Origin of the sequence: Sphingomonas sp. dw_22, from assembly GCF_018449795.1 — a bacterium.
Taxonomy (GTDB): domain Bacteria; phylum Pseudomonadota; class Alphaproteobacteria; order Sphingomonadales; family Sphingomonadaceae; genus Sphingomonas.
Genome location: NZ_JAAVVE010000032.1, coordinates 1 through 24,042, shown reverse-complemented (window position 1 = coordinate 24,042; position 24,042 = coordinate 1). Strand labels below are relative to the sequence as shown.

The following is a 24,042-nucleotide window of genomic DNA, read 5'->3' as shown; positions in this document are numbered from 1 at the left end:
ATTATGTAAAATCATCCTCGGTATCGGGGTTTCTCGGTGCGGTGCCCTGTCGGGCTCCCCGGCGGCCATTCGGGCCGGCTGCCGCCGGTTCAATGGTCGCGTCGCTGCCGTCGTCGTCCGCAGCCGCCTTGGGTTCGAGGATCAGGACATTGCCTTCGACGCGCCAGCTGTGCAGCCGCGACAGGAAGTTCATGCCGAGCACGTCGAGATCGCCGAAGCTCTCGGCTACGACCACGCCCAAGCCCTGGGTCTTGAGCGGCCCGATCGCGAGCTCGTCGATCGTGCCGCGGCGCGCAGTGACCGATCCGTTGGCGGTCTCGATGATTGCGGGCAATCCGCCATGGACGCTGATGTTTGCGGCCTGCGCCGTGCGATCCGATACCGCAGTGATCGTCGCGCCGCTGTCGATCAGCATCCGCCGCTCGACGCCATTGAGCGTCACCCGCGCCCAGAAATGGCCGTCCGGGCTCATGCGGATGCGCACCGTCTTGCCCTGGACCTGCTGCTCGTCGAGCCCAAGCCTCGCGTTGGCCGCGGCGAACACCGCGCCGATTTCGTGGCGATGCGCGACGGCAACGACCGCGACCAATATGACCACTGCCCACAACGCGAGCGACCGCACGATGAAGCCGAGCGACATGCGCCGCACCGAAAGCGCGCTGACCACCAGCACCAATATGCCGACCAGCCACACCAGATTGAGGCTGTCATTCGAATTCATGCGAACCTCTCCAGGCCGTCATAGCCCGGCTCGATCCCCCTGGGCAGCTCGGCCGCGAGCCGGGCATAATCCATGCTGTTGTCCATATGAACCAGCACGGAACGGCGCGGCGCCAGCTCCCCTATCCAGCCCAGCACCGAATCAAGATTGGGGTGCGTCGGATGCGGCGCGCGGCGCAGCGCATCGACCACCCAGATGTCGAGCCCCTGGTAGAGCGCGCGCATCTCGTTCGTCATCGCGTGGAAGTCTGTCGCATAACCAATTGATTTTCCGTTACATTCGAAACGGAGACCGGCAGAAGTTATGCCCCCGTGCGGCTGATCGGCGACAGTGACCTGGATGTCGCCGATCCGGAAGCTGTCGGGCATCCCCTCCAGCGATACGGTGGCGCGATAGCCGGCGCGGCCGAAGAACGCATAGGCGAAGCGAAGCTGGAGCTGCTCCATCGTGAACGGCCGCGCCAGGCCCCGCACCGGCTCGCCGCCACGCGCATGCATCACCTGACGGAGATCGTCGAGACCGTGGCAATGATCGGCATGGTCGTGAGTCCACAGCACCGCATCGAAATCGCTGACATCGGCGGCGAGAAGCTGCTCGCGCATGTCCGGGCTGGTGTCGACCAGGATTGTCGTCGTCTCGCTGCTGACGAGCACGGAGGCGCGGGTACGCCGGTTGCGCGGCTCGGCGGGATCGCAATCGCCCCAGTCGTTGCCGATCCGCGGCACGCCGGACGAAGTGCCGGAGCCGAGGATGCGGACCTTCACGCCGCTCCGCTCACGGTCTTCGAGAAGAGCGTGTGGAAGTTGCGGCGAGTCGCCTCGGCAAGCTCATCCGGGTCTTGCCCCCGCAATCCTGCCAGAAAACGGCAGGTATCGGCCACGAAGGCGGGCTCACCGGTCTTGCCCCGGTGCGGCACGGGCGCGAGGAAGGGAGCGTCGGTCTCGATCAGCAGGCGGTCGAGCGGCAGGCGCGCGGCGGTCTCCTGGAGCGCCTGGGCGTTCTTGAACGTCACGATGCCCGAGATCGAGATGTAGAAGCCGAGATCGAGCGCGATGTCCGCGAATTCGCCGCTGGCGGTGAAGCAATGGATCACGCCGGGAAAGGCGCCCTTCCCCATCTCTTCGCGCAGGATCTCGGCGGTGTCGGCCTCGGCCTCCCGGGTGTGGACGATGATCGGGAGCTGCGTTTCGCGCGAAGCCGCGAGGTGCGCGCGGAAGCTGGCGCGCTGGCGATCGCGGTCTGAATGGTCGTAATAATAATCGAGCCCGCTTTCCCCGATACCGACCACGCGCGGATGCGCCGCGCGCTCGACCAGCTTGGCGGTGTCGACATGCTCGTGGGTGTCGGCCTCATGCGGATGGATGCCGACGCTGGCCCAGACGTCGCTCTCGCGCTCGGCGACGGCGATGACGTCATCCCATTCGCTCTCGCGCGTCGAGATGTTGAGCATCGCCACCACGCCGGCGGCGCGGGCGCGCGCCAGCACCTCGGGCTGCTGCTCGCCCAGGCCCTTGTAGATCAGGTGGCAATGGCTGTCGGCCAGTCTCACGCTGCTTGCCTCACGCTTCTTCCTTCAACTCCAGTCTCGGGAAGATGGGGGTCGGCGGGGCAATGCGGAAGTCCGCATCGCCTTCAGGGCCGAGCTGTTCGAGCAATCTGGCCGCCGAACCCGGCACCACCGGCTGGATCGTTACCGCGAGCTGGCGGATCGCCTTGAGCAGCGTGCCGAGCACTGCGTGCATCCGCTCGGGATCGGTTTTCCGCAGCGCCCAGGGTGCCTGGACGTCGATATACTGGTTGCAGGCGAAGACGCCGGCCATCCAGCTTTCGAGGCCCTGGCTGAGCGCGAGATCGCCGAATGCCCTGGCGAAGCCCTCGCACGCGGTGTGAACTTCGGCGAGCAGAGTGTCGTCGGCGGGGTCCACCCTCCCCGCCTCCACCACGCCATCGAGATTCTTGGCGATGAAGGCGAGCGTGCGCTGGGCGAGATTGCCGAAGCTGTTCGAGAGATCGGCATTGGCGCGGGTGACGATCGCCTCGTCGCTGAAGGTGCCGTCATTGCCGAAGCTGACGTCGCGCAGCAGGAAATAGCGCAGCGCATCGACGCCGTAGAGCTTCGCCAGCGCCATCGGATCGACGACGTTGCCGACCGATTTCGACATCTTCTCCCCGCGATTGAGCAGGAAGCCATGGCCGAAGACCTGCTTGGGCAGCGCGATCTTCGCGGACATTAGGAAGGCGGGCCAATAGACCGCGTGGAAACGGACGATGTCCTTGCCGATCAAGTGGAGATCGGCGGGCCAGTATTTCGCGAAGCGCTCGGTATCGTCCGGGTAGCCGGCGCCGGTGATATAGTTGGTCAGCGCATCGACCCAGACATACATCACATGCCCCGGCGAGCCCGGCACCGGCACGCCCCAATCGAAGCTGGTGCGCGAGACGGAGAGATCGACCAGCCCGCCCTCGACGAAGCGCAGCACTTCGTTGCGGCGCGATTCCGGGCGGATGAAGTCCGGATTGGCGGCGTAGAAATCGAGCAGAGGCTGCTGGTATTTCGAGAGCTTGAAGAACCAGGTCTCCTCGGCGGTCCATTCGACCGGCGTGCCCTGGGGCGAGAGCTTCTGGCCCCCTTCCCCCTCGGTCAGTTCCTTCTCTTCGTAGAAGGCTTCGTCGCGGACCGAATACCAGCCTTCGTAGCGATCGAGATAGAGGTCGCCAGCATCGGCCATCGCCTGCCAGATCGCCTGGCTGGCGGCATAATGGGCGGGTTCGGACGTGCGGATGAACCGATCATAGGAAATATCTAGTTCGTCCGCCATCTCATGGAAATATCCCGACATTTCATCCGCCAGCGCACGCACGTCCATGTCGCGGGCGCGCGCGGTCTGCACCATCTTGAGACCATGCTCGTCGGTGCCGGTCTGGAAGAATACGTCGCGGCCCGACTGGCGCTGGAAGCGCGCGATCACGTCGGCGGCGATCATCTCATAGGCATGGCCGATATGCGGACGGCCATTGGGATAGTGGATCGCGGTGGTGATGTAATAGGGTTCGGCCATGCGCGCGGCTTTAGGGCGGGGCGCGGAGGACGGCAACCGGGGCCGGGATGATAGGTGTACGCCGTCCCCCTGACCCGTCACCCCGGCCGCAGTGCCGGGGTCCACCGGGATGCTGGGGGAGCCGCTGGAGGCGTGAGGGGCTCTCTGGAGGAGAAGTGGACCCCGGCACTGCGGCCGGGGTGACGGGGTATGTTGGCGAGTTTGCCGCGCATTGTTGCGTGGCAACACCGATTTACAGGCTGGCCCAGTCGATCGGACCGTCCTTGTCGAGCGTGCGCGATTGGTCCGCCAGCGGATATTTGAGGCCGGTCGCGCAATTGAACAGCACCGCGCGCTCGTCGGGCGAGATCACGCCGCGATCCACCGCCGCGCGCCATGCCGCCAGCGTCGCACCACCTTCGGGGCAGAGCAGCAGCCCGTCCTGCCGGGCGGCATCGTCCACCGCCTGGACGATCGCCGCGTCGCTCACCGCCATGGCGATGCCGCCGCTCTCACGCACCGCGTCCAGGATCAGGAAGTCGCCCACCGCCTGCGGCACGCGGATGCCCGCCGCGACCGTATGGGCATCCTCCCAGCGCGTCGCGTGGCGCTCGCCGGCCTCGAACGCGCGGACCATGGGCGCGCAGCCTTCGGCCTGGACGGCGATCATCTTCGGGCGCTTCGAGCCGATCCAGCCCAGCGCCTCCATCTCGGCGAACGCCTTCCACATGCCGATCAGGCCGGTGCCGCCGCCGGTGGGATAGAAGATCACGTCGGGAAGCTGCCAGTCGAGCTGCTCGGCCAGCTCCAGTCCCATCGTCTTCTTGCCTTCGATCCGATAGGGCTCCTTGAGCGTCGAGAGATCGAACCAGCCGCGCTCCTTCGCCCCCTGCCCCACCAGCTTGCCGCAATCGTCGATCAGGCCGTTGACGCGGTAGACTCGCGCGCCCTGGGCAGCGATCTCGCGGACATTGATCTCGGGCGTGTCGGCCGGGCAGAAGATCACCGATTCGATCCCGACGCGGGTGGCATAGGCCGCAGCGGCTGCGCCAGCATTGCCGTTGGTCGGCATGGCGATCGTCTTGACGCCGAGCTCCTTGGCCATGCTGATCGCCATCACCAGCCCGCGCGCCTTGAACGAGCCGGTGGGCAGGCGCCCTTCGTCCTTCACCCAGAGATTGGCGGCGCCCTTTTCGCGGCCGACCTTGTCGAGCGGGACGATCGGCGTCGCATTCTCGCCCAGGCTGACGATGTTCTCCGCATGGCGCACCGGCAGCAGCTCGCGATAGCGCCACAAGTCCGCTGGGCGCGTCGCCAGCGCCTCTTTCGTGAGGGCATCCTTCACGCCGGCCAGATCATAGCGGACCAGCAGCGGCTTTCCGACGCGCGACAGGCCGTGGAGCTGGTCGGCCTCATAGCGCTCGCCGGTCATCGAGCATTCGAGATGGGTGACGAAGCTGGGCCGCTCGGCGGTGAGATTGATGTCGTGTCGCATGGGAGCGCTGTAGCGCGGCGCGCGCGCCAGCCAAGCGCTTTGTCTGGTGCGAAGAATCAAAAACCCCGCCGGCACCATGGCCCGGCGGGGTTTTGGAAAATGGTGCGCCCGGAACGATTCGAACGTCCGACCCTCAGATTCGTAGTCTGATGCTCTATCCAGCTGAGCTACGGGCGCGCTGTGGAGGTGGGCTCATAGAAGCGCTTTTCGTGGAGCGCAAGCCCGTTGCGCCACCTTTTCCACAAGCATAGAGCATCGGCCATGCGCAGCCTCCTTATCGTGCCCGTGATACTCCTTGCGGGCTGCACCCAGACCACGAGCCGCTATCCCTCGCTATTGCCGCGCGCGGTGGAGCAGAAGGGATTCGCCGAACCGGTGCGGCCGATTCCGGTGGCGACGCCCGATGCGGCGCTCGATGCGCGAATCGCCGAGATCACCAGGGCGCTCGAGGCCGACAATGCGCGCTTCGCCACAGCGGCGCGCGACGCGGAGGCGAAGGTCGCGGTGGCGCGGGGCGTGCCCGAGGGTTCGGAACGCTGGCTGGACGCGCAGGCGGCACTGAGCGTGCTCGACGGGTTCCGCGCCCCGCTGGAAAGCGCGATCGCCGATCTGGAGGAACTCGCCAGCCAGCGCGGCCAGGCGGGGCAGACGGCTTATCCCGCGCTCGATTCGGCCATCGCCGCCGCCGAAGCGATGCAGGTTGCGCAGGAGAATCGCGTCAAGGGCCTGGAGACCGCGCTTTCCGGAGCCTAATCGCGCTCCAATGACGGGTGGAAGGCGCGCATCACCGCGAGCACCGAGGCATAATCGTCGGTCCAGCCGGTAAATCCCGGATAGTCGGCGAGCGGCTTCCAATCGCCGCCGCGTGCGACGAGCCGGTCGAGCGTCGCCTTGTCGCGGCTGAGCGCGATCCAGTCCGAGGTGCTGGCCTCGTCCAGCTCCTCCTGCACCGATGGGTGATAGATAAGCCGCACGGCGTGCCACCCGCCGCTGCGCGCTGCCGCCGAGACGACCGGCCCCAGCGCGAGGAAGCGATTCGAGATATGGACCAGCAGCAGCCCGTTGGGCGCGAGCACGCGGCCATAGGTGGCGAAGGCCTGGGCGGTCATCAGGTGCATCGGCACCGCGTCGGACGAGAAGGCGTCGAGCGCGAGCAGGTCCAGGCTGGCGGTCTGCATCTCGGCGAGCCGCAGCCGGGCGTCGCCCAGCGAAATCTCGGCCTGGGGTGCGCATTGGCGCAGGAAGGTGAAGCGCCCCGAATCGCGCGAGATGTTCACCACTGCCGGATCGATCTCGAAGAAGCGCCATGCCTGGCCCGGCTGGGCATAGCAGGCGAGCGTTCCCGTCCCCAGGCCCACCACGCCGATCCGGGCGGCGGGGCCGTAGAGCGCCGGCGCGGCCTGCATCGCGTGGCCCACGCCCGATCCGGCGACATAATAGGTGGTCGGCAGCCGCGAGAGCGCGCCCTTCAGCTGGATGCCGTGCAGCGTGGTGCCGTGCGCGAGCCGGCGCTCGGTCGGGCCGTCGGTCATGGTGTAGACGCCGAAATAGCTGCGGGTCCGGTCGCCCGCGAGCGTCGTCTGGATGGCGTTGTACCCGCCGAACAGGAACAGCCCGCCGGCCAGCGCGATCATATAGGGCAACCGCTTGCCGGTGGCGACCAGGCCCACCACGACGACGCACAGGAACAGCAGCTGGACGTGCATCTCGCCCAGCGCGCCGCCGGGATTGTCGATGCCGAAGAACACCAGCAGCACGACGAGCAGCGCAGTCGCCAATATCTTGATCCGTAGCACTTGCCCGGTGCCGCTCCAGAGCCGCGCGAATACGGGCAGCAGGAAAGCCTGGGGCACCAGCGCGCCCGCCGCGAGGATCAGCAGCGGATATTCATAGGTCCAGTCGAACAGGATCGGCGCGAGCAGCGCGGCAAATACGCCGCCGAGCACGCCGCCCACCGACATGGCGAGGTAGAAGCCCGTCAGCCGATCCGGCGCGGGGCGGAGCTGGTACATGCGGGCATGGAGCGCCACCGCGACCATGAGCAGCAGCAACAGCCCGATCAGCGCGTTCATATAGGCCAGCTTCTCATGGCCGGCGATCAGCGTCGCGCCGAACAGCAGGATCGTCACCGGCGCGAACTTGGCGAGCAGATCCGGGATCGTCGGGCTGTCGCGGAAAGCGAGCGAGAAGCTCAGCAGATAGAGGCCGAGCGGTAGCACCCACAGCATCGGCACCGCGACGATATCGGTGGTGAGGAAGGTCGTCGTCGCGAGCATGAGGCCGGAAGGCACGAAGGCGAGGATCACCCAGTGGATCACCCTGCCCCAGCCCGGCGCCGGGCTCTCGTGGCGGACATGCGGGGTATCGGCAGGCTTGCGCGGCAGCAGCGTCGCGCAGCCGGCGACGAGCAGCACGACCAGCACATAGCCGCCGCTCCAGAGCAGGCTCTGGCCCTTGAGCGCCAGCCAGGGCTCGACGATCAGCGGATAGGCGATCAGCCCGCCGAAGCTGCCGATATTGGAGGCCGCATAGAGCGCATAGGGATCGCGCCCGCCGGTCGAGACGCTGTACCAGCGCTGGAGCAGCGGTGCCTGCGCCGAGATGGCGAAGAACAGCGGCCCGATCGAGGCGCCGAACAGCCAGGGCACCCAGATCGCCGGCTCGGCATTGGTGGGCAGCTCCATCCGCATCAGCCCGATCGGCAGCCAGATCGCGGCGACCAGCAGCACGGCGAGATGGATGGTCGCCTGCATCCGGGGCGGCACGCGGCCCAGCCAGTGGGCATAGGCATAGCCGCCCAGCAGCAGCACCTGATAGACGAGCATCGCCGAGTTCCACACCGCCGGCGCCCCGCCGAGCCGGGGCAGCGCCATGCGCGCGACCATCGGCTGGACGAGGAACAGCAGGAAGGATCCCGCCAGGATCGCGATGACGAACAGCCAGTGACGCCCGTTCGATGGCGGCGCTGCGCCGGTCACTTCGTCCGCCATGCGTTTCTTCTCCCCAGGGCGGACTTAACCGCGCGTCCTTGCCGCAGGCTTAACCGCGCGGGCGGGCGATTCGATAGGTGACGTGCGCCCGCAGCCATTCGGCCGCCTTGGGATGATCGAAATCGTCCTCGGGCACCCTGACCATGCCCAGCCGCTCCATCAGCCCCCAGCTCCGCGCATTGCCGACAGTGGTGATCGCGGCGATCGCCGGCGCATCGAGATTGGCCCAGCCCCAGTCGAGGCTCGCCTGCGCCGCTTCCCGCGCATAGCCCCTGCCCCAATGCGCATGGCCGAAGCGCCAGCCGATCTCGATCTCGCCTTCGATCGGCGTATCCTCGGCACCCGGCTTTAGGCCGCAAAAACCCAAGAACGCGCCGTCCCCTCGCCGCTCCACCGCCCAGAAGCAATGGCCGTGCGCATCAAGAATGCGGTTCTGCCGGTCGATCGCGGCATCGGTCTCGGCGCGGGCCTGGGGCGGCCCCAGAAACTCCATCACGTCCGGATCGGTGCAATAGGCGTGAAAGACGGGCCGGTCCCGCTCCTCCCAGCGGCGCAGGATCAGGCGTTCGGTCTCGATCATGCCGAGCGTTCCAGCAGATAAACGATCATCGCGCCAGCCGGGTCGCCCGGCGCATGGTCGTGATGGCGGAAATCGAGATCGGACCGGCGAGCCATGCCGAGCCGCTCCATCAGGCCCCAGCTCCGTACGTTGCCGGTCGTGGTCCAGGCGCCGATCGCAGGCGCATCGAGATTGGTCCAACCCCAGGCGATGCTCGCCTGCGCCGCCTCGCGCGCGAGGCCCTTGCCCCAATGCGCCTCCGCGACGCGCCAGCCGATCTCCGGCATGCCGGCCACGGGAGCGCCGCCGCCATAATTGCTCGCGATCCGAATGCCGCAGCTACCAATCAGCGCGCCGGTATCGCGAAGCTCGGTCGCCCAATAACAATGGCCATACCGCTTCTGATCATCGAGGCGCCGCGCGAACATCGCATCGATATCCTTGGCCGGACGCACTCCGCCCAGCTTCGCCATCATGACGGGCGTGTTGACCAGCGCTTCGAACGCGGGACGATCCTCCGCGCGCCAGGGGCGCAGGATCAGGCGTTCGGTCCGGATCACGCCGCCATCAGGCGGGCGGCATGGGGTGCGTGATAGGTGAGCACGCCCGAACAGCCGGCACGCTTGAACGCCATCAGCGTCTCCATCACCAGCGCGTCGCGATCCCCCGCCCCAGCTGCGGCTGCGGCCTCGATCATCGCATATTCGCCGGAGACCTGATAGGCGAACACCGGCACTTCGAAGGCATTCTTCACACGAAGTATGATGTCGAGATAGGGCAGGCCCGGCTTGACCATCACGCTGTCCGCGCCTTCCTCCAGATCGAGCGCGACTTCGCGCAGGGCCTCCTCGGCATTGGCCGGGTCCATCTGATAGGTCTTCTTGTCGCCCTTCAGCAGCCCGCGCGAGCCCACCGCGTCGCGGAACGGGCCATAGAAGCCGCTCGCATATTTCGCGGCATAGGCCATGATCTGGACGTTGACATGACCATCGGCCTCCAGCGCCGAACGGATCATGCCGACGCGGCCGTCCATCATGTCGCTCGGGGCGACGATGTCCGCCCCCGCTCGCGCCTGGACCAGCGCCTGCTCGGTCAGGATCTCGGCGGTGGTGTCATTGAGGACATAGCCGGCCTCGTCGACGATGCCGTCATGGCCATGGCTGGTATAGGGATCGAGCGCGACATCGGTCAGCACGCCGATATCGGGCACCGCGTCCTTGATCGCGCGGATCGCGCGGCACATCAGATTGTCGGGATTGAGCGCCTCGCGGCCATCCTCGGTGCGCAGCTCGCGCGGGGTGTTGGGGAACAGCGCCAAGCACGGGATGCCGAGCGCGGCAGCCTCGCGCGCGCGATCGACCACCCGGCCGAGAGACCAGCGCGACACGCCCGGCAGCGATGCGATCGGCTCCTCGTCCGCGCCTTCGGTGACGAACAGCGGCCAGATCAGGTCGGCGGGGGTGAGGATATTCTCGGCAACCATTCGCCGGCTCCAGGCGGCGGCACGGGTGCGGCGAAGGCGGAGCGCGGGATAGTGACTCATGGCCGCGCTGATGCGCCGTCAGCCGCCGGGTTGCAAGCGTCCGGCGGGGTCGGTGCCGGCAAGCGCGCGCTCCTCGGCCTCACGCGGGCGGAGCAGCGCGCCCTTCTTCCAATTGCCGTAGCGATAATAGAGCGCGGCCAGCGCGAGCGTGGCGGTCGATCCGATCGGAAAACTCCACCATAGCGCATCGGCGCCGAGCCACGGCTTGGCGAGTTCCGCAAAGCCGATGCGGATCGGATAGAGCGAGATGACCAGCGCGATCAGCGGCGCCATCACCGCCCCGTTGGCGCGCACCACCGAGAACAGCACCATCGTCATGCCGAACAGCACGAAGTTCCAGCTCGCGATGAGCTGGATATGGCGGGCGATCGGCAGCGCGGGGCTGTGGCCGCCCAGGAACAACGCCATCACCGGCCGGTCGAAGATCAGCACCGCGCCGACCATCGCGCCGGTGAGCAGCAGGTTGAAGCCCAGCCCGGCGCGGGTGATGCCATGGACCCGGTCCCAGCGGCCCGCGCCGATATTCTGCGCGGCCATGCCGCTCACCGCCGCGCCGATCGCCATCGCCGGCATCTGGATATAGGTCCAGAGCTGCTGCGAGACGCCGTAAGCCGCGGCGGTATCGACGCCGAGCCGGTTGACCAGCCCGACCATGGTGAGCCCGGCCAGCGACATCACCAGCATCTGGCCTCCCATCGGCAGCCCCTTGCTCACGATCGTCCGCATCAGGTGGCGCTCGGGAAGCAGGTAGCGCAGTTCCGCCCCCTTCAGCCGTATCGGGAGGTCGCGAATGTAGAGGGTCGCGAGCAGGCCGAACGCGGCGACATAATTGGCGATCAGCGTCGCCGTGGCGGAGCCGGCGATGCCCATCTTCGGGAACGGCCCGATGCCGGCGATCAGCAGCGGATTGAGCCCGGAATCGAGGATCACGCTCAGGATCATGAACCAGAGCGGCGTCATGGCGTCCCCCGATCCGCGCAGGCCCATCATCAGCAGCACGAGCAGCATCGACGCCGGCAGGCCGAGGAAGATCACGCGCAGATAGGCGAGCGCCAGCGGCATCGCGTCGCTGGGTGTTGCGAGCAGCTTCAGGATCGCGGGCGAGAAGACCCAGCCCAGCACGCACACGACGACCGCACCGCCGAGCACCAGCCCCACCGCCGATCCGAACGCCCGCCGGGCCGCATCGAGATCGCGCCGGCCGATCGCCTGGCCGACCAATACCGTCGCCGCCATGCCGAAGCCGAACACCGCGCCGAAGGTGAGGAACATGATGATGTTGGCATTGGACGTCGCCGCCAGCGCGCCTTCCCCCAGGAAGCGGCCGACCCAGATCGCGTTGATCGAGCCGTTCAGCGACTGAAGGATGTTCGAGCCGAGCGTCGGCAGCGCGAACAGCAGCAGCGTGCGGCCGATATGGCCCTGCGTCAGATCGCGGCGTTGTGGGGGAGATGCCATTGCGTTGTTATCTCCTGCCCTTCGGCTTTGTTCCGCCCCCTTTTTTGCCCGTCATCCCGGCGAAAGCCGGGATCCGGAGCCATGCAGGACGTCGCTCGTGATCCTGGGCCCCGGCCTTCGCCGGGGTGACGAACCTGACTTAACCCAGCCGCGCCAGCGCCGCGCCTAGCCGCTCGGCCTCGGCGGCCTTCTCGGCATGATCCGCGCGGGCCTTCTCGACCGCCTCGGGCTTGGCCCGTTCGACGAAGCTCGGATTGTTGAGCCGGCCGGCGAGGCCGTCGCGCTCCTTCTCCGCCGCGCCGATCGCCTTGGTCAAGCGTGCGCGCTCGGCCTCGAGGTCGACCACGCCGCCCAGCGGCAGCACGAAGGTCGCTTCATCGACGATGATCTGGAGCGCACCGCCTTCGGGCGCGTCGCCGCTTGCCTGATCGACGCGGGCGAGGCGCGCCAGCACGGCATCCTGCCGCGCCAGCCTTACCTGCGTCTCGGCCGAAGCATCGCGGACGTGCAGCGGCAGGCGGGCGCCCGGCGGCACGTTGAGCTCGGTGCGCGCCGCGCGGATCTCGCTCACCAGCCGGATCAGCCAGTCGATCTCCTGCGCCGCCGCCGGATCGAGCGCCCGCGCGTCCGCCATCGGCCATTTGGCGACGATCAGCTCATGGTCGCGCGGCCCCATCTTCGACCACAATTCTTCGGTGATGAAGGGCATGAACGGATGGAGCATCACCAGTATCTGGTCGAGCACCCAGCCCGCCACGGCGCGCGTCTCCGCTGCCGGGCCTTGCGTGCCCAGCGCCTCGCGCATTTCGTCGCCGGAGAAGCTGCCGGGCCCGCCGCCGCCCTGGAGCACCGGCTTGATGAGCTCCAGATACCAGTCGCAGAAGCGGCTCCAGACGAACTGGTAGATGGTGTTCGCCGCCTCGTCGAAGCGCAGATCGGCCAGCGCGAGGTCGAGCGCCTGAACGGTCGCCACCGTTTCCGCGACGATCCAGCGATTGACCGGCAGATCGGCCGCGGGCGGCTCGATCGTGCTGCTCGCACCGATGCCGTTCGACTGGGCGAAACGCGCTGCGTTCCAGAGCTTGGTCGCGAAGTTGCGATAGCCCTCGATCCGCTTCTCATCCATCTTGATGTCGCGGCCCTGGCTCTCCATCGCCGCCATGAAGAAGCGCAGCGCGTCGGCGCCATAGCGCTCGATCAGTCCCAGCGGATTGACGACATTGCCCTTGGACTTGGACATCTTCTGCCCGTCCGAAGCGCGGACAAGACCATGGAGATACAAGGTCTTGAACGGCACTTCTCCCAGGAAGTGCAGGCCCTGCATCATCATCCGCGCATCCCAGAAGAACAGGATGTCGAAGCCGGAGATCAGCACGTCGTTGGGGTAGCGGCCCGCCGCCTTCACGTCCGCATCGGGCCAGCCCATCGTCGCGAACGGCCAGAGCGCGGAGGAGAACCAGGTGTCGAGAACGTCGTTATCTCGAACTACTGGGATTTGTTCGCCGCGGCGACCAGGATGTTCTGGCTCCGCGAGCACACGCACAAACCACTGACGATAGCTTTCCCAATCGTCGCATATCAGGAACTCAGTGCCTTTCGCGTAGTGCTTAGACAGCTCACTCAATGCGTCGCCGAGGTTCTCGGCTACGGCAATGTTCGGATTTGTGAGCTCCGGCGGCCTCGAAGAATCGATCGTAAAGCCCGACTGATAGGTCGTAGTCGAGCCTTCGGAATGTACCTTGGGTGCGAACCATGCCGGAATCCGATGCCCCCACCAGAGCTGGCGCGAGACGCACCAGGGCTGGATGTTCTCCATCCAGTTGAAATAGGTCTTTTCCCAGCTCTTCGGGACGATCTTCGTCGCGCCCGAGCGAACCGCCTCGATCGCTGGCCTGGCGAGCGTTTCGGCATCGACATACCATTGGTCGGTCAGCCAGGGCTCGATCACCACGCCAGAACGATCGCCGAAGGGCGTCGCGATCACGCGATCCTCGACGCGGACCAGTGCGCCGTCCTCCTCCAGCATCGCGACGATCCGCTGGCGCGCCTCGAACCGGTCCATGCCGATCAGGTCGCCGGGCACCAGCCCGTCCGCGGTCTGGGCGATCGCGGCCTTGGCATCGAGCATGTTGAGCATCTCCGCGGCCTTGAAGCCCGCGCGCTTGCCCACCTCGAAATCGTTGAAGTCGTGGCCCGGGGTGATCTTGACCGCGCCCGAGCCCAGCTCGGGATCGGCGTGCTCGTCGGTGACGATCGGGATCAGCCGGCCGGTGATCGGCAGCTTGACCTGCTTGCCGACCAGCGCGGCATAGCGCTCGTCGGTCGGATGCACCGCCACCGCCATATCGGCGAGCATCGTCTCGGGGCGCGTGGTGGCGACCTCGATGAAGCCGCTGCCGTCGGCGAGCGGATAGCGCAGGTGCCAGAACTTGCCATGGACCTCGGTCGTCTCGACTTCGAGATCGCTGATCGCGGTGCCCAGGCCCGGATCCCAGTTCACCAGCCGCTTGTCGCGATAGAGCAGGCCCTGGCGATAGAGATCGACGAACACCTTGAGGACGGCCTTCGAGAAGCCCTCGTCCATCGTGAAGCGCTCGTTCGCCCAGTCCATCGAGCAGCCGAGGCGGCGGAGCTGCTGGGTGATCTCGCCGCCGCTCTCCTCCTTCCACTCCCAGACCTTCGCGATGAATTCCTCGCGGGAGAAATCGGTGCGCTTCTGGTGCCTGGCGTTGAGCTGGCGCTCGACCACCATCTGGGTGGCGATGCCGGCATGATCGGTGCCGACCACCCAGCGCGCGTCCTTGCCCTTGAGGCGCGCGTGGCGGACGAGGATGTCCTGGAGCGTGTTGTCGAGCGCATGGCCGATATGCAGGCTGCCGGTCACGTTGGGCGGCGGATTGACCAGGGTCCAGGGATCTGCGCCGGGGCGCTCGGGCGCGAACAGGCCGTTCGCCTCCCAATGGCTGTACCAGCGGGATTCGATTTCGGCGGGGTCGAAGGTCTTGGGAAGCTCGGTCATGGTGGAGGGCGCTTAGCGCGCAACCGCCCTCTCCCACAACCTTCAGCCGCTTATTGCTTGCCGGTATATTCGCCCAGCCAGCCCAGCACCTCGCCATACCATTGCAGCGAGTTCTTCGGCTTGAGCACCCAATGGTTCTCGTCCGGAAAGACCAGCAGCTTCGAGGGCACGTCGCGGCGCTGGAGCGCAGTGAAGGCGGCGATGCCCTGGGTATAGGGAATGCGGAAGTCGCGCTCGCTGGTGATGACGAGCTGCGGCGTCTTCCACGCGGTCACATGGTTGACCGGGTTCCATTTCTCGAACGCGGCAGGATCCTCATAATAGGGATGCCCGCCATGCTCCCATTCGTCGAACCACAGTTCCTCGGTCTCATAGGCCATGGCGCGGGCGTCGAACACGCCGTCATGCTGGACGATGCACTTGAAGCGATCGGGCCAGTTCCCCTCGATCCAGTTCATCATATAGCCGCCATAGGAGGCGCCGAGCGCGCAGGCATTGCCGGCATCGAGCCAGGCGAACTTGTCCGTCGCGGCCTTGAGGCCCTTTTGCAGGTCTTCGAGCGGCCAGCCGCCCCAATTGTTGCGGATCGCATCGGTGAAGCCCTGGCCATAGCCGGTCGAGCCATGGAAATCGACCGACACCACGGCATAGCCCGCGCCGGCGAATACCGCCGGGTTCCAGCGATAGGACCAGCTGTTGTTGCTCGATCCCTGCGGCCCGCCATGGACGATGAAGGCGATCGGGGCCTTGCCGTCCTTGAGGCTGGCGGGCTTCACGGCATAGCCCCAGACGGTGTCGTTGTTGGCGCCGGTGAAGCTGAAGCGCGTGACGGTCGGCAGGTCGATGCCCGCCAGCTTTTCCGCGTTGACCGAGGTCAGCCGCTCGGACGTGCCCTTGGCAGTCAGGCGATAGAAATCGTCAGGGGCGACCAGGCTGTTCATCGCGTAGATGACACCGGCCTTCGTCGGCACCACCGCCGATACCGCGCCTTCCTTCGTAAGCCGCGTCACCTTGCCGCTCTTCGGATCGACCGACCAGATCGGCACTTCCTGCGTATCCTCGGCGGTGACGTAGATCTTCGCGGAATCGGGCGACCAGGCGATCGAGCCGACCGAACGGTCCCAGCCTTGCGTGAGCGCGCGGACTTCGCCGGTGGCGAGGTTGCGGAGCATCAGCACCTGGCGATCAGCTTCGTAGGTCGGCCGCTGCATCGCGAAATAGGCGAGCAATTTCCCGTCCGGCGACGCGGTCGGGAGATTGTCCATCCCGTCATTGTCGGCGGTGAGGTTTACCACGCCGCCCGATCCGTCGGCCGGCGCGGCGAAGATGTCGAGATTGGTCGAAAGCGGCTCGGTCTTCCCCGCCTCGCGCAGTGCGAAGAAGATCGTCTTGCCGTCCGCGCTCCACGAAAGCTCCTCGCCGCCGCCATAGGGCTTGGAGGGCGTATCGCCGTCGAGATCATGCACGATCGGCACCGCGGTCACGCCTTCCTGGCGCAGCGGCACGACGAAGAGCTGCGAGCGGTCGCCGTTCGCCCAGGTATCCCAATGGCGGATGAACATCTTGTCGAAGACGCGGCCCGATCCGGCGTTTGGATCCTGCTTGACCATCGCCGGCTCGATCCCCGGCGCGCCGGGCTTGCGATCGGCCCAGATCAGCGCCCTGGTCCCGTCCGGCGAGAGCTTGAAGCCGCTGAACCCGCCCTTGGGCGTATACCACACCCGCGCCGCGCCGCCGGCGATGCTCACCGACTGGATGCTGTCGTCCCCGCCCTTGTCGGACTGGAAGAACACCGTCTGTCCATCGGGCGCGAAGGCGGGGCTCGTCTCGTTGACGTCCGCCTCGGCGATCAGCTTCTCGGGCCGGGCGCCCTTCACCGTCAGGTCGAGCTTCCACAGGTCGTAGCGGCCCTTGTTGCCGGCGAGATCGGTCTCGCGCTGCTGCCAGACGAGCCAATGGCCGTCCGGCGACACCGCAGGCGCGCCGACGCGGGAAAGCTGGACGACGTCTTCGATGGTGAGGTCACGCGCCAGCGCGGGCGCAGCGGAAAAGGCGAGCGCAACGCCCGCGAGCAGGATGTGCTTCATGCGCCGAAATAGAGCAGAAGGTCGCGACCGTTACAATCGCCGCGGCACGCCTTTCGCGCGGCCTACTGCCCGCCGGTGATCCGGGAAATCTCGCGGCTGACCATCGTCTCGACGATCTGCGGCAGATTGGCGTCGAGCCAGTCGCGCAGCATCGGCTTGATGAGCTCGCGCACCAGCCCCTCCAGCGTGTCCGATCCCGGCACTTCGGGCTTCACGACCATCCGCGACAGCGCCTCGAGCTGGCCGCGGCTGGCCTGGGCGGCGCGATCGGACAGGATCGGATCGGCGGATTTCGGTGCGTCGACGGCCGGGGCGGGATCGACAGGGAGCGCGACGACCGGAGGCGCCTTCTCGGTCACCGGCTCGCTCAGCTCGAGAACCTCGTCCTCGTCCGCGTCGTCGAAACCGGCCGGCTTGGGCGCGGCGCGCGTGCCACGGCGCCCGCGCGTCGTGACGGCGGCGTCGCCTTCCTCGGCAATGATCCGTTTGATGGACGAGAGGATCTCCTCCATCGACGGCTCGCTGCTAATGTCCCCCATGCCGGCACCTGCTACGTTTGACCGCCCCAGTCGCTCAATCACGGATTTGTGGGCTTAGTGTCAACCTGCCGATCGAGGATTGGATCCAGGCCGCCCGACGAAACATCGGCGCCCTGCGCCGGCGTCCCGCTGGTCGGCGTGCCGATGGCGGTGGGCTCCTTGTCGTCCGCCCAGTCGCTCCAGCGGTTGCGGACGCGCTTGTAGTTCGCTTCCGGATCGTAGAGTGGGCCATTGCCCAGGTTCAGATCCTGGGCTTCGGCGCGGCCCATCGCCGCGAGCAGGGTGAAGCCGGCGACATAGGCGTCGCGCTCGGCGGTGACATATTGCACCTGCGAGTTGAGCAGCTCCTGCTCGGCGTTCAGGATGTCGAGGATCGTGCGGGTGCCGACGCTGTTCTCGGCGCGGACGCCCTCCAGGCTCAGCCGGTTGGCCTCCACCGCGACGCGCGACGATTCGATCACGCGCAGCGAGGACTGATAGCTGGCATAGGCCGATCGCGCCTGGGCGATCACGCCGCGCTCGGTGAGCGTCACGGTCTCGATCGCCGCGGCCTGGCGGGCCTGGGCCTGGCGGACCTGCGCCGCCGGACGGCCGCCCTGGAAGATCGGCAGCGTGACCTGCGCGCCCACCGTCGTCCCCAGGCCGTCGCGGCTGAGGCCGTTGGCAATCGCCTGGTTACCCACCGAGCCGAGATAATTATAATAGGTGCCGCCCACGCCCAGGCTCACCTGCGGCAGGCGGCCGGCCCTGGCGACGCTGACGTCGTAGCGGCTGGCGTTGCTCGCGAGCTTGGCCGCCTCGAGGAACGGATTGTTGGCGAGCGCGGTCTGCTCGGCGGTCTGCACGTCGGCCGGCAGATTGGGCAGTTCCGGCGGCTGCGCCAGCACGCCCGGCGGCGTGCCGACGACCTGGATATAGGTTTCGCGGCTGCCGATGAGCTGCGCCTCGGCGTTGCGGAGCTGGCTCTGCGCCAGCGCGAGCCGCGCCTCGGACTGGGCGACATCGGTGCGGGTCAGGTCGCCGACCTCGAACCGGTCCTTGGTCGCCTGGAGGTTCACTTCGAGGACGTGGACGTTCTGCTGGTTGAGCCGGACGACCGATTCGTCGCGGAGCACGTTCACATAGGCAGTGACGACCTGGGTGAAGATGTCCGATTCGGTGCCGCGCAGATTGGCGCGTCCGGCATCGACCCGCGTCACCGCCGCGCGCACCGAATTGCGCACCGCGCCGCCGCTATAGATGGGCTGCGACAGGTTGAGCCCGAGCTGCATCTGGCGGCTGGGCGCGATCGCGCTCGAATCGGTATCGTAGATGCTGTCGGTCACCGATCCGGTTCCGCTGACGCCGGGGCGCCCCTGCGAGCGCGCGATCGGAACATTCTCGTCATTGGCGCGCTGATTGGCACGTTCGCCGGCCAGATCCGGATTGGTGCCATAGGCCTGGACCAGCGCGTCGCGCAGGGTCGTGGTCGGCACCGGGGCCGGCGCGGGCGCCGGCTCCGCCGTCTGCACGCGGACGGTCTTCGCCGTACCGTGGCGAGTCGTGGTGGTCTGCGCCGCCGCGGGCGTGGCGATGGCGATCAGGCTCACGCCCAGAAACAGAGGGGAAAGTCGCATGAGCCTCATCTTCTTCAAAATTGGAATGTCCTGGGCCGGCTGAAACCGGGAAGCTGCGCGCATTCGATGTCGGTGAAATCCATCAGGCCGAAGCCGCCCTCGGTGCGCCGGCCCGAAGCGAGCCGGGTGACGCCACGATCGACCACGCCGGTCAGCACCCGCCCGCCGGGCTTCACCTGCTCGACCAGCGTCTCGGGTACATGCTCCACCGCGCCGTCGATCAGCAGCACGTCATAGGGCGCGCTCTTGGTCCAGCCCTGGGCGAGCGGCCCCTGGACCAGCTCGACATTGGCGATACCGGCAAGGCCGCCGCGAGCGATAGCGACCAGCGCGTCCTCTTCCTCCAGCGCCACCACCGACTTGGCGAGCAGCGCCAGCACCGCGGCCGAATAGCCACCGGCCGCGCCGACCAGCAGGACATGGTCGTCCGGCTGGATCTGCGCCTCGGTAATCAGGCGCCCGGTGGCGAGCGGCGAATTATGCTGCCGGCCGCCGACGAGCGGCAGCAGCGTATCGCGGTAGGCGATGCCGCGATGCTCGGGCGGAAGAAAGGCTTCGCGCGGCACTTTCGCCATCGCTTCGACGACGCGAGCATCGCTCACGGCATTGGTCCGCAACTGGCTTACCACCATCGCATGGCGCATCGCTTCGAAACGCTGGGTCTCGACGGGCGCGGTATCGACCGAAAGGGCCATCATCACTCCGGGCTTGTCGCACAACCGTATTAGCCGTGCAATACACTTGTTGATATCGTCGCGCTTCTATCGCGCCGCAACGTCGCCGCCAAGTTAACCGAGTGCGATTTTGAAACTATGTTGACATGACCACACACCCCTGCGCATTTCGCGCGCCTCGCTTCGGTTGGCCCGATGGCGGAGTGGTGACGCAGAGGACTGCAAATCCTTGCACCCGGGTTCGATTCCCGGTCGGGCCTCCATTCCCAAGCGCGCAAGCAAGAAGGGCGCCCGCGATTGCTCGCGGGCGCCCTTGCTGTTTCCGGGGTCAGGCCGGATCAGCGGCGGCAATTGCCCCCGTCGATCTCGCGGCCGGCGAGCGCGCCGGCACCCGCACCGATGATCGTGCCGGTGGTGCTGCGGCCCCGATAGGAGTCGCCGCGGCCGATCTCGCCGCCCAGGAGCCCGCCGGCGATCGCGCCGAGGATCGTGCCCGTCGTGCCGCTGCTGCAGCGCTGATAGCGATAATTACCGCGATACCCGCGATAGTTGCGGTAATCGCCACGATAGCCGCGGTGATCCCGATAGTCGCGGCCATGACCATAGCCGCGGTCCTGATAGCCATGGCCGTAATTCTGGGCCGAGGCCGGGGTCGCGGCGACACCGCCGACTAGAACGCTGGCGGCCATCGCGGCGGTGATGAGAAACTTCTTCATATCTACTCCTCGCGGTGGCGCTTCGTGCCGCCGTCGAACGACTCAATAGGATTTTCGCTGTGTTTCCACGCTGAACGCGATTGTTACCCGCCGTTCATCCCGCGCCCTGGGCGCAGTTTGCAGCAATTTACCTACGGAAAAGACCGACTCATCGGAACAATGCGTGATTCACGTTCGTTTCGGGCACGAATACTGGGAGACGACGAATGTACGATTTCGGAATCCGCCAGGCGTATACCGGGTACCGCATTGCCTATCGCCCACAGGAAACGAATCACTGCCCCGGCTGCGGCAAATCGCACTGGATGATCGGGCGGCTCACCGCCGAATGCGCCTTTTGCGGCACCGCGCTGCCCCTGATCGGCGGGGGCAGCACGGGCACCGGCCTGTTCCGCAAGCGCGGCGGAGAGGCGGCTTCGCTCGCCGCCTGAGCCGTCGGAACGCGCCGGTCTATCGAACGTTGGCGGGCTGATCCCTCTGGAGCAGCCGCAATGACCGATATCGCCGTCACGTCGCCCGTCGAGCGCATCGCGCGCGTCCTCGCCGCCGAGGATCTGAGCATCAACGGCGAAGGCGACGATGCGAGCGCCGGGCCGGAGATCGACGCGGCCTGGCGCGGCGAGATCGGCCGGGCGATCGCCGTGCTCAAGACGCTGCGCGAGCCGACGCCGGAGATGGTGCAGGCCGGACGCGAAGCCGGGGGCGACCCCGCCGAGGTCTGGAACGCGATGGTCCGCGCCGCGCTGGAGCAGGAAGCCACCGTCTGAGGTTGCCCAAAACGGCACGCGCGCTATGGCACGGTCATGACCGGCCTGACGCTCTACAATTCGCTGACCCGCAGCCTCGAGCCCTTCGCGCCGCTCGATCCCGAAAAGGGCGTCCGCGTCTATTCGTGCGGGCCGACGGTCTATAACTATGCCCATCTCGGCAATCTTCGCGCCTATGTCTTCACCGACACGCTGGGCCGGGTGCTGACGTGGAAGGGCTATAAGCTCACCCATGTCATCAACATCACCGATGTCGGCCATCTGACTTCGGACGCCGATGCCGGCGACGACAAGATGGAGGCCGCGGCGCGATCCCAGGCCAGGAGCATCTGGGACGTCGCCGCGCACTATACGGCGGCATTCAAGCAGAACATCCGCGACCTCAACATCCGCGAGCCTTCGCGCTGGTCGGTCGCGACCGATCATATCGGCGAGATGATCGATTTCGCGAAGAAGATCGCGCCCGAGCATTGCTACGAGCTCGATAGCGGCCTCTATTTCGACAGCACCACCGTTCCCGATTACGGCAAGCTGGCGGGATCGCAGGACGATGCGCGCGAAGGCCGGATCGAGGCGGTGGAGGGCAAGCGCCACCCGCAGGACTTCGCGATCTGGCGCAAGTCGCCTCCCGGCGAGCAGCGCCAGATGGAATGGGACAGCCCCTGGGGCAAGGGTGCGCCGGGCTGGCATCTCGAATGCTCGGTGATGAGCCTGAAGTATCTCGGCGCGCCGTTCGACATCCATACCGGCGGCATCGATCACCGCGAGATCCACCATCCCAACGAGATCGCCCAGAACCAGGCCTATTGCGGCTGCGCCGATACCGGCGCGCATTTCTGGATGCACAATAATTTCCTGGTCGATCGCCAGGGGAAGATGTCGAAATCGAAGGGCGGCTTCACCACGCTCCAGTCGCTGATCGACGCGGGCGTGCATCCCCTCGCCTATCGGCTGCTGTGCCTCCAGGCGCAGTATCGCAGCGAGCTGGAATTCTCGGCCGAGAACCTCGCCGCCGCGCTTACCCGGCTCAAGCGGCTGGTGATGGCGGTCACGGCGCTCAAGGCCCGTGCCGAGGGCGAAGGGGCGGTGCCCGAGCCCTGGGTCAAGCGGCTGGACGAAGCGGTGTCGGACGATCTCAACACGCCCAAGGCGCTGCCGATCCTCGACGAGCTGCTCGCCGAGAAAAAACTGTCGCCCGCCGATCGCCTTGCCACGCTGGCGGAGTTCGACGCCGTGCTGGGGCTGAATTTGCTGGGACTCAGCCGCGAGGATCTGCGCGTCCGCCCCGCCGGCACCACGCTGACGGCCGAGGAGATCGAGGACCGCCTCGTCGAGCGCAAGCAGGCACGCCTGGTCAAGGATTTCACCCGCTCCGACATGATCCGCGACGAGCTGAGCGCTGCGGGCGTCGAAGTGATGGACGGCGATCCGCTCGGCTGGGATTGGAAGCCCGCGCTCGGCTGATACGGAGAAATACGGGACATTCATGCATTGCACAGCCGGACGACGGCCGCCCGCCCGGCGCGCCGCAAACCGGAGAGATGTGCATGGCTTATAAATCCCTTCCCCTGACCGCGCTGGTGGCGGCGCTGGCGCTCGCGGGCTGCAACAAGACGCCCGAGACCACCGACAATGCGCTGGTCAACGTCGCCGGCGCGGAAGACTTGGACGATGTGCCCGATAATGACGAGGCGCCGGTGATCGAGGATGTCGGTGCGGAAACGACCGAGGCGGTCGCCATTCCGGCGGTGCCCAAGCCGGTTGCCGGCACGCCCGCGGCCGAGGCCGCGCCGCTCGCCGATGCGGGAGAGATCGAGCAGGAAATCCGTACGGGAACCGGCATCCAGCGCGTCCGCTACGGCGACGGCTGGGCCTGGACGCAAAGCGGCCGCATCGTCCGCACCGCCGATCGCGACGGCAAGAACATCGCCTATTTCCGCCGCGGCGAGGACAAGCCCTTCTTCGTCCAGCGCGGCGACCGTTCCTTCGCCTATCAGGGCGACAAGCCGGTCCGCGAGTTCGATCATGACGGCCGTGGCCGCGCGCCCGAGGCCGACCATGCCAAGGAAGCGGCGGACGCCGCGCGCGAGGCCCGCACCCGCCACGACCAGGCCGAGCAGGCGCGCGAGCATGCCCGCCCCGACAGTGATCGCGGCCGGCCGGAACGCCCTCACGCCTCCCCGACACCCACGCCTTCGCCGACGGCGACCGGACGCGGTCGGGATGACCACCGCGACCGTCCTTCGCCCCGACCCAGCGATCAGCCGCGCCGCGACCGGGATGGCGACAAGGATCGCGACCGCAACTGACCCGTCGGCGGGGAGGAATTGCCCGCTTGCCCTTCGCCGGGCTATCCCGGTGGCATGAAAGCCGTCCTCCCCGCCCTCGCCCGCCCGCTGGTCGAGCCGCATATCCCCGCCGGGCTCGACGTCCGCTGGTTCACCTCGCCCGACGAAGCCATGGAAATGGTCGCGGATGCGGACATCGGCTGGGTGGACATCAACAAGCCGGCGCTATGGGCCAAGGCGGTGGCGGCAGGCACGCGGCTCAAATGGCTATCGACCATCTATGCCGGGCTCGACGCGCTCGACACGAAGGCGCTCCATGCGCGCGGGACGCGGGTCACCAACGGCAGCGGCGTCAATGCGCACACCGTCGCCGAATATGCGGTGATGGGCTGCCTGGTCGCCGCCAAACGCTATGACGAAGTGGTCCGCGCCGCCGACCGCCATGAATGGCCGCTGGAAGCGCCGGGCAAGCTCGAACTGTTCGAGACCTCGGCGCTGGTGATCGGCTATGGCACGATCGGCCGGCTGATCG

At 67.0% G+C, this 24,042-nt stretch carries 21 protein-coding genes, 2 tRNA genes and 1 pseudogene; 7 read left to right on the top strand and 17 right to left on the bottom strand.

Annotated features, from left to right (window positions below):
* Position 1 precedes the first annotated feature (1 nt).
* From HB724_RS13980 to HB724_RS13955, 6 genes are all read right to left on the bottom strand, one after another.
* Positions 2-721: a TIGR02281 family clan AA aspartic protease gene (locus tag HB724_RS13980; RefSeq protein ID WP_213981554.1), complete on the bottom strand. Its 720-nt coding sequence runs from the start codon at positions 719-721 to the stop codon at positions 2-4.
* Positions 718-1,485, bottom strand: coding sequence for an MBL fold metallo-hydrolase (locus HB724_RS13975; RefSeq protein ID WP_213981553.1), 768 nt, complete (start codon positions 1,483-1,485; stop codon positions 718-720). Before HB724_RS13975 ends, HB724_RS13980 begins: the two co-directional genes overlap by 4 nt.
* The gene (locus tag HB724_RS13970) at positions 1,482-2,270 is read right to left on the bottom strand and encodes a TatD family hydrolase (RefSeq protein ID WP_213981552.1); all 789 of its coding nucleotides are present in this window, start codon (positions 2,268-2,270) and stop codon (positions 1,482-1,484) included. The genes HB724_RS13975 and HB724_RS13970 overlap by 4 nt, the downstream gene beginning before the upstream one ends.
* A 10-nt stretch (positions 2,271-2,280) precedes the next feature.
* Positions 2,281-3,780, bottom strand: coding sequence for a methionine--tRNA ligase (gene metG / locus HB724_RS13965; RefSeq protein WP_213981551.1), 1,500 nt, complete (start codon positions 3,778-3,780; stop codon positions 2,281-2,283).
* 232 nt (positions 3,781-4,012) lie between these two features.
* Positions 4,013-5,254, bottom strand: a complete 1,242-nt coding sequence (locus HB724_RS13960; RefSeq protein ID WP_213981550.1) for a threonine synthase — start codon at positions 5,252-5,254, stop codon at positions 4,013-4,015.
* Between the two features lie 100 nt (positions 5,255-5,354).
* Positions 5,355-5,431, bottom strand: a tRNA-Arg gene (locus HB724_RS13955).
* A gap of 84 nt (positions 5,432-5,515) precedes the next feature.
* Between HB724_RS13955 and HB724_RS13950 the strand changes: the two genes are divergently transcribed.
* Positions 5,516-6,007, top strand: coding sequence for a hypothetical protein (locus HB724_RS13950; RefSeq protein WP_213981549.1), 492 nt, complete (start codon positions 5,516-5,518; stop codon positions 6,005-6,007).
* Here the strand turns inward: HB724_RS13950 and HB724_RS13945 are convergent.
* The 10 genes from HB724_RS13945 to HB724_RS13900 all read right to left on the bottom strand — a co-directional run bounded on the left by HB724_RS13945 (position 6,004) and on the right by HB724_RS13900 (position 19,763).
* On the bottom strand, positions 6,004-8,244 hold the full coding sequence (locus tag HB724_RS13945) for a hypothetical protein (protein WP_213981548.1): 2,241 nt from the start codon (positions 8,242-8,244) through the stop codon (positions 6,004-6,006). The genes HB724_RS13950 and HB724_RS13945 overlap by 4 nt on opposite strands.
* Before the next feature lie 49 nt (positions 8,245-8,293).
* Entirely contained in the window at positions 8,294-8,824 is a 531-nt protein-coding gene (locus tag HB724_RS13940) for a GNAT family N-acetyltransferase (RefSeq protein ID WP_213981547.1), read from the bottom strand.
* Complete coding sequence (locus tag HB724_RS13935; protein ID WP_213981546.1) at positions 8,821-9,363, bottom strand: GNAT family N-acetyltransferase; 543 nt, start codon at positions 9,361-9,363, stop codon at positions 8,821-8,823. The genes HB724_RS13940 and HB724_RS13935 overlap by 4 nt, the downstream gene beginning before the upstream one ends.
* Positions 9,360-10,346, bottom strand: coding sequence for a porphobilinogen synthase (hemB, locus tag HB724_RS13930; protein WP_213981545.1), 987 nt, complete (start codon positions 10,344-10,346; stop codon positions 9,360-9,362). The genes HB724_RS13935 and hemB overlap by 4 nt, the downstream gene beginning before the upstream one ends.
* An 18-nt stretch (positions 10,347-10,364) precedes the next feature.
* Positions 10,365-11,804 carry an MATE family efflux transporter gene (locus HB724_RS13925; protein WP_213981544.1) on the bottom strand — a complete coding sequence of 480 codons (1,440 nt, stop codon included), beginning with the start codon at positions 11,802-11,804 and terminating at the stop codon, positions 10,365-10,367.
* 139 nt (positions 11,805-11,943) lie between these two features.
* Entirely contained in the window at positions 11,944-14,823 is a 2,880-nt protein-coding gene (locus tag HB724_RS13920; protein ID WP_213981543.1) for a valine--tRNA ligase, read from the bottom strand.
* Between the two features lie 50 nt (positions 14,824-14,873).
* Positions 14,874-16,910, bottom strand: coding sequence for a S9 family peptidase (locus HB724_RS13915; protein WP_213981542.1), 2,037 nt, complete (start codon positions 16,908-16,910; stop codon positions 14,874-14,876).
* 62 nt (positions 16,911-16,972) lie between these two features.
* Complete coding sequence (locus HB724_RS13910) at positions 16,973-17,449, bottom strand: DUF2497 domain-containing protein (RefSeq protein WP_213981541.1); 477 nt, start codon at positions 17,447-17,449, stop codon at positions 16,973-16,975.
* Between the two features lie 38 nt (positions 17,450-17,487).
* Complete coding sequence (locus tag HB724_RS13905; RefSeq protein WP_213981540.1) at positions 17,488-19,065, bottom strand: TolC family outer membrane protein; 1,578 nt, start codon at positions 19,063-19,065, stop codon at positions 17,488-17,490.
* A gap of 14 nt (positions 19,066-19,079) precedes the next feature.
* On the bottom strand, positions 19,080-19,763 hold the full coding sequence (locus HB724_RS13900) for a protein-L-isoaspartate O-methyltransferase (protein ID WP_213981539.1): 684 nt from the start codon (positions 19,761-19,763) through the stop codon (positions 19,080-19,082).
* Positions 19,764-19,928: 165 nt separating this feature from the next.
* Between HB724_RS13900 and HB724_RS13895 the strand changes: the two genes are divergently transcribed.
* A tRNA-Cys gene (locus HB724_RS13895) sits at positions 19,929-20,002 on the top strand.
* A 75-nt stretch (positions 20,003-20,077) separates the two neighbouring features.
* On the opposite strand, the gene HB724_RS13890 is transcribed toward HB724_RS13895, so the two are convergent.
* Complete coding sequence (locus tag HB724_RS13890) at positions 20,078-20,455, bottom strand: glycine zipper 2TM domain-containing protein (RefSeq protein ID WP_213981538.1); 378 nt, start codon at positions 20,453-20,455, stop codon at positions 20,078-20,080.
* Between the two features lie 206 nt (positions 20,456-20,661).
* On the opposite strand from HB724_RS13890, the gene HB724_RS13885 reads away from it, so the two are divergent.
* The 5 genes and pseudogenes from HB724_RS13885 to HB724_RS13865 form a co-directional block, all read left to right on the top strand.
* Positions 20,662-20,886: a hypothetical protein gene (locus HB724_RS13885; protein WP_213981579.1), complete on the top strand. Its 225-nt coding sequence runs from the start codon at positions 20,662-20,664 to the stop codon at positions 20,884-20,886.
* Positions 20,887-20,946: 60 nt separating this feature from the next.
* Entirely contained in the window at positions 20,947-21,222 is a 276-nt protein-coding gene (locus HB724_RS13880; protein ID WP_213981537.1) for a hypothetical protein, read from the top strand.
* 36 nt (positions 21,223-21,258) lie between these two features.
* On the top strand, positions 21,259-22,686 hold the full coding sequence (cysS, locus tag HB724_RS13875) for a cysteine--tRNA ligase (protein ID WP_213981536.1): 1,428 nt from the start codon (positions 21,259-21,261) through the stop codon (positions 22,684-22,686).
* Between the two features lie 83 nt (positions 22,687-22,769).
* A complete protein-coding gene (locus HB724_RS13870) occupies positions 22,770-23,531 on the top strand; it encodes a hypothetical protein (protein WP_213981535.1) in 762 nt (253 codons plus the stop codon).
* A gap of 54 nt (positions 23,532-23,585) precedes the next feature.
* A pseudogene (locus HB724_RS13865) lies at positions 23,586-24,042 on the top strand (D-2-hydroxyacid dehydrogenase); the annotation flags it as partial.

Bases quoted from the DNA above. Each gene is read 5' to 3' on its own strand.
- HB724_RS13980 (WP_213981554.1), bottom strand. From the start codon at position 721: ATGAATTCGAATGACAGCCTCAATCTGGTGTGGCTGGTCGGCATATTG.
- metG (WP_213981551.1), bottom strand. From the start codon at position 3,780: ATGGCCGAACCCTATTACATCACCACCGCGATCCACTATCCCAATGGC.
- HB724_RS13960 (WP_213981550.1), bottom strand. From the start codon at position 5,254: ATGCGACACGACATCAATCTCACCGCCGAGCGGCCCAGCTTCGTCACC.
- HB724_RS13950 (WP_213981549.1), top strand. From the start codon at position 5,516: ATGCGCAGCCTCCTTATCGTGCCCGTGATACTCCTTGCGGGCTGCACC.
- HB724_RS13945 (WP_213981548.1), bottom strand. From the start codon at position 8,244: ATGGCGGACGAAGTGACCGGCGCAGCGCCGCCATCGAACGGGCGTCAC.
- HB724_RS13940 (WP_213981547.1), bottom strand. From the start codon at position 8,824: ATGATCGAGACCGAACGCCTGATCCTGCGCCGCTGGGAGGAGCGGGAC.
- hemB (WP_213981545.1), bottom strand. From the start codon at position 10,346: ATGAGTCACTATCCCGCGCTCCGCCTTCGCCGCACCCGTGCCGCCGCC.
- HB724_RS13925 (WP_213981544.1), bottom strand. From the start codon at position 11,804: ATGGCATCTCCCCCACAACGCCGCGATCTGACGCAGGGCCATATCGGC.
- HB724_RS13920 (WP_213981543.1), bottom strand. From the start codon at position 14,823: ATGACCGAGCTTCCCAAGACCTTCGACCCCGCCGAAATCGAATCCCGC.
- HB724_RS13915 (WP_213981542.1), bottom strand. From the start codon at position 16,910: ATGAAGCACATCCTGCTCGCGGGCGTTGCGCTCGCCTTTTCCGCTGCG.
- HB724_RS13910 (WP_213981541.1), bottom strand. From the start codon at position 17,449: ATGGGGGACATTAGCAGCGAGCCGTCGATGGAGGAGATCCTCTCGTCC.
- HB724_RS13905 (WP_213981540.1), bottom strand. From the start codon at position 19,065: ATGCGACTTTCCCCTCTGTTTCTGGGCGTGAGCCTGATCGCCATCGCC.
- HB724_RS13900 (WP_213981539.1), bottom strand. From the start codon at position 19,763: ATGATGGCCCTTTCGGTCGATACCGCGCCCGTCGAGACCCAGCGTTTC.
- HB724_RS13890 (WP_213981538.1), bottom strand. From the start codon at position 20,455: ATGAAGAAGTTTCTCATCACCGCCGCGATGGCCGCCAGCGTTCTAGTC.
- HB724_RS13885 (WP_213981579.1), top strand. From the start codon at position 20,662: ATGTACGATTTCGGAATCCGCCAGGCGTATACCGGGTACCGCATTGCC.
- HB724_RS13880 (WP_213981537.1), top strand. From the start codon at position 20,947: ATGACCGATATCGCCGTCACGTCGCCCGTCGAGCGCATCGCGCGCGTC.
- cysS (WP_213981536.1), top strand. From the start codon at position 21,259: ATGACCGGCCTGACGCTCTACAATTCGCTGACCCGCAGCCTCGAGCCC.
- HB724_RS13870 (WP_213981535.1), top strand. From the start codon at position 22,770: ATGGCTTATAAATCCCTTCCCCTGACCGCGCTGGTGGCGGCGCTGGCG.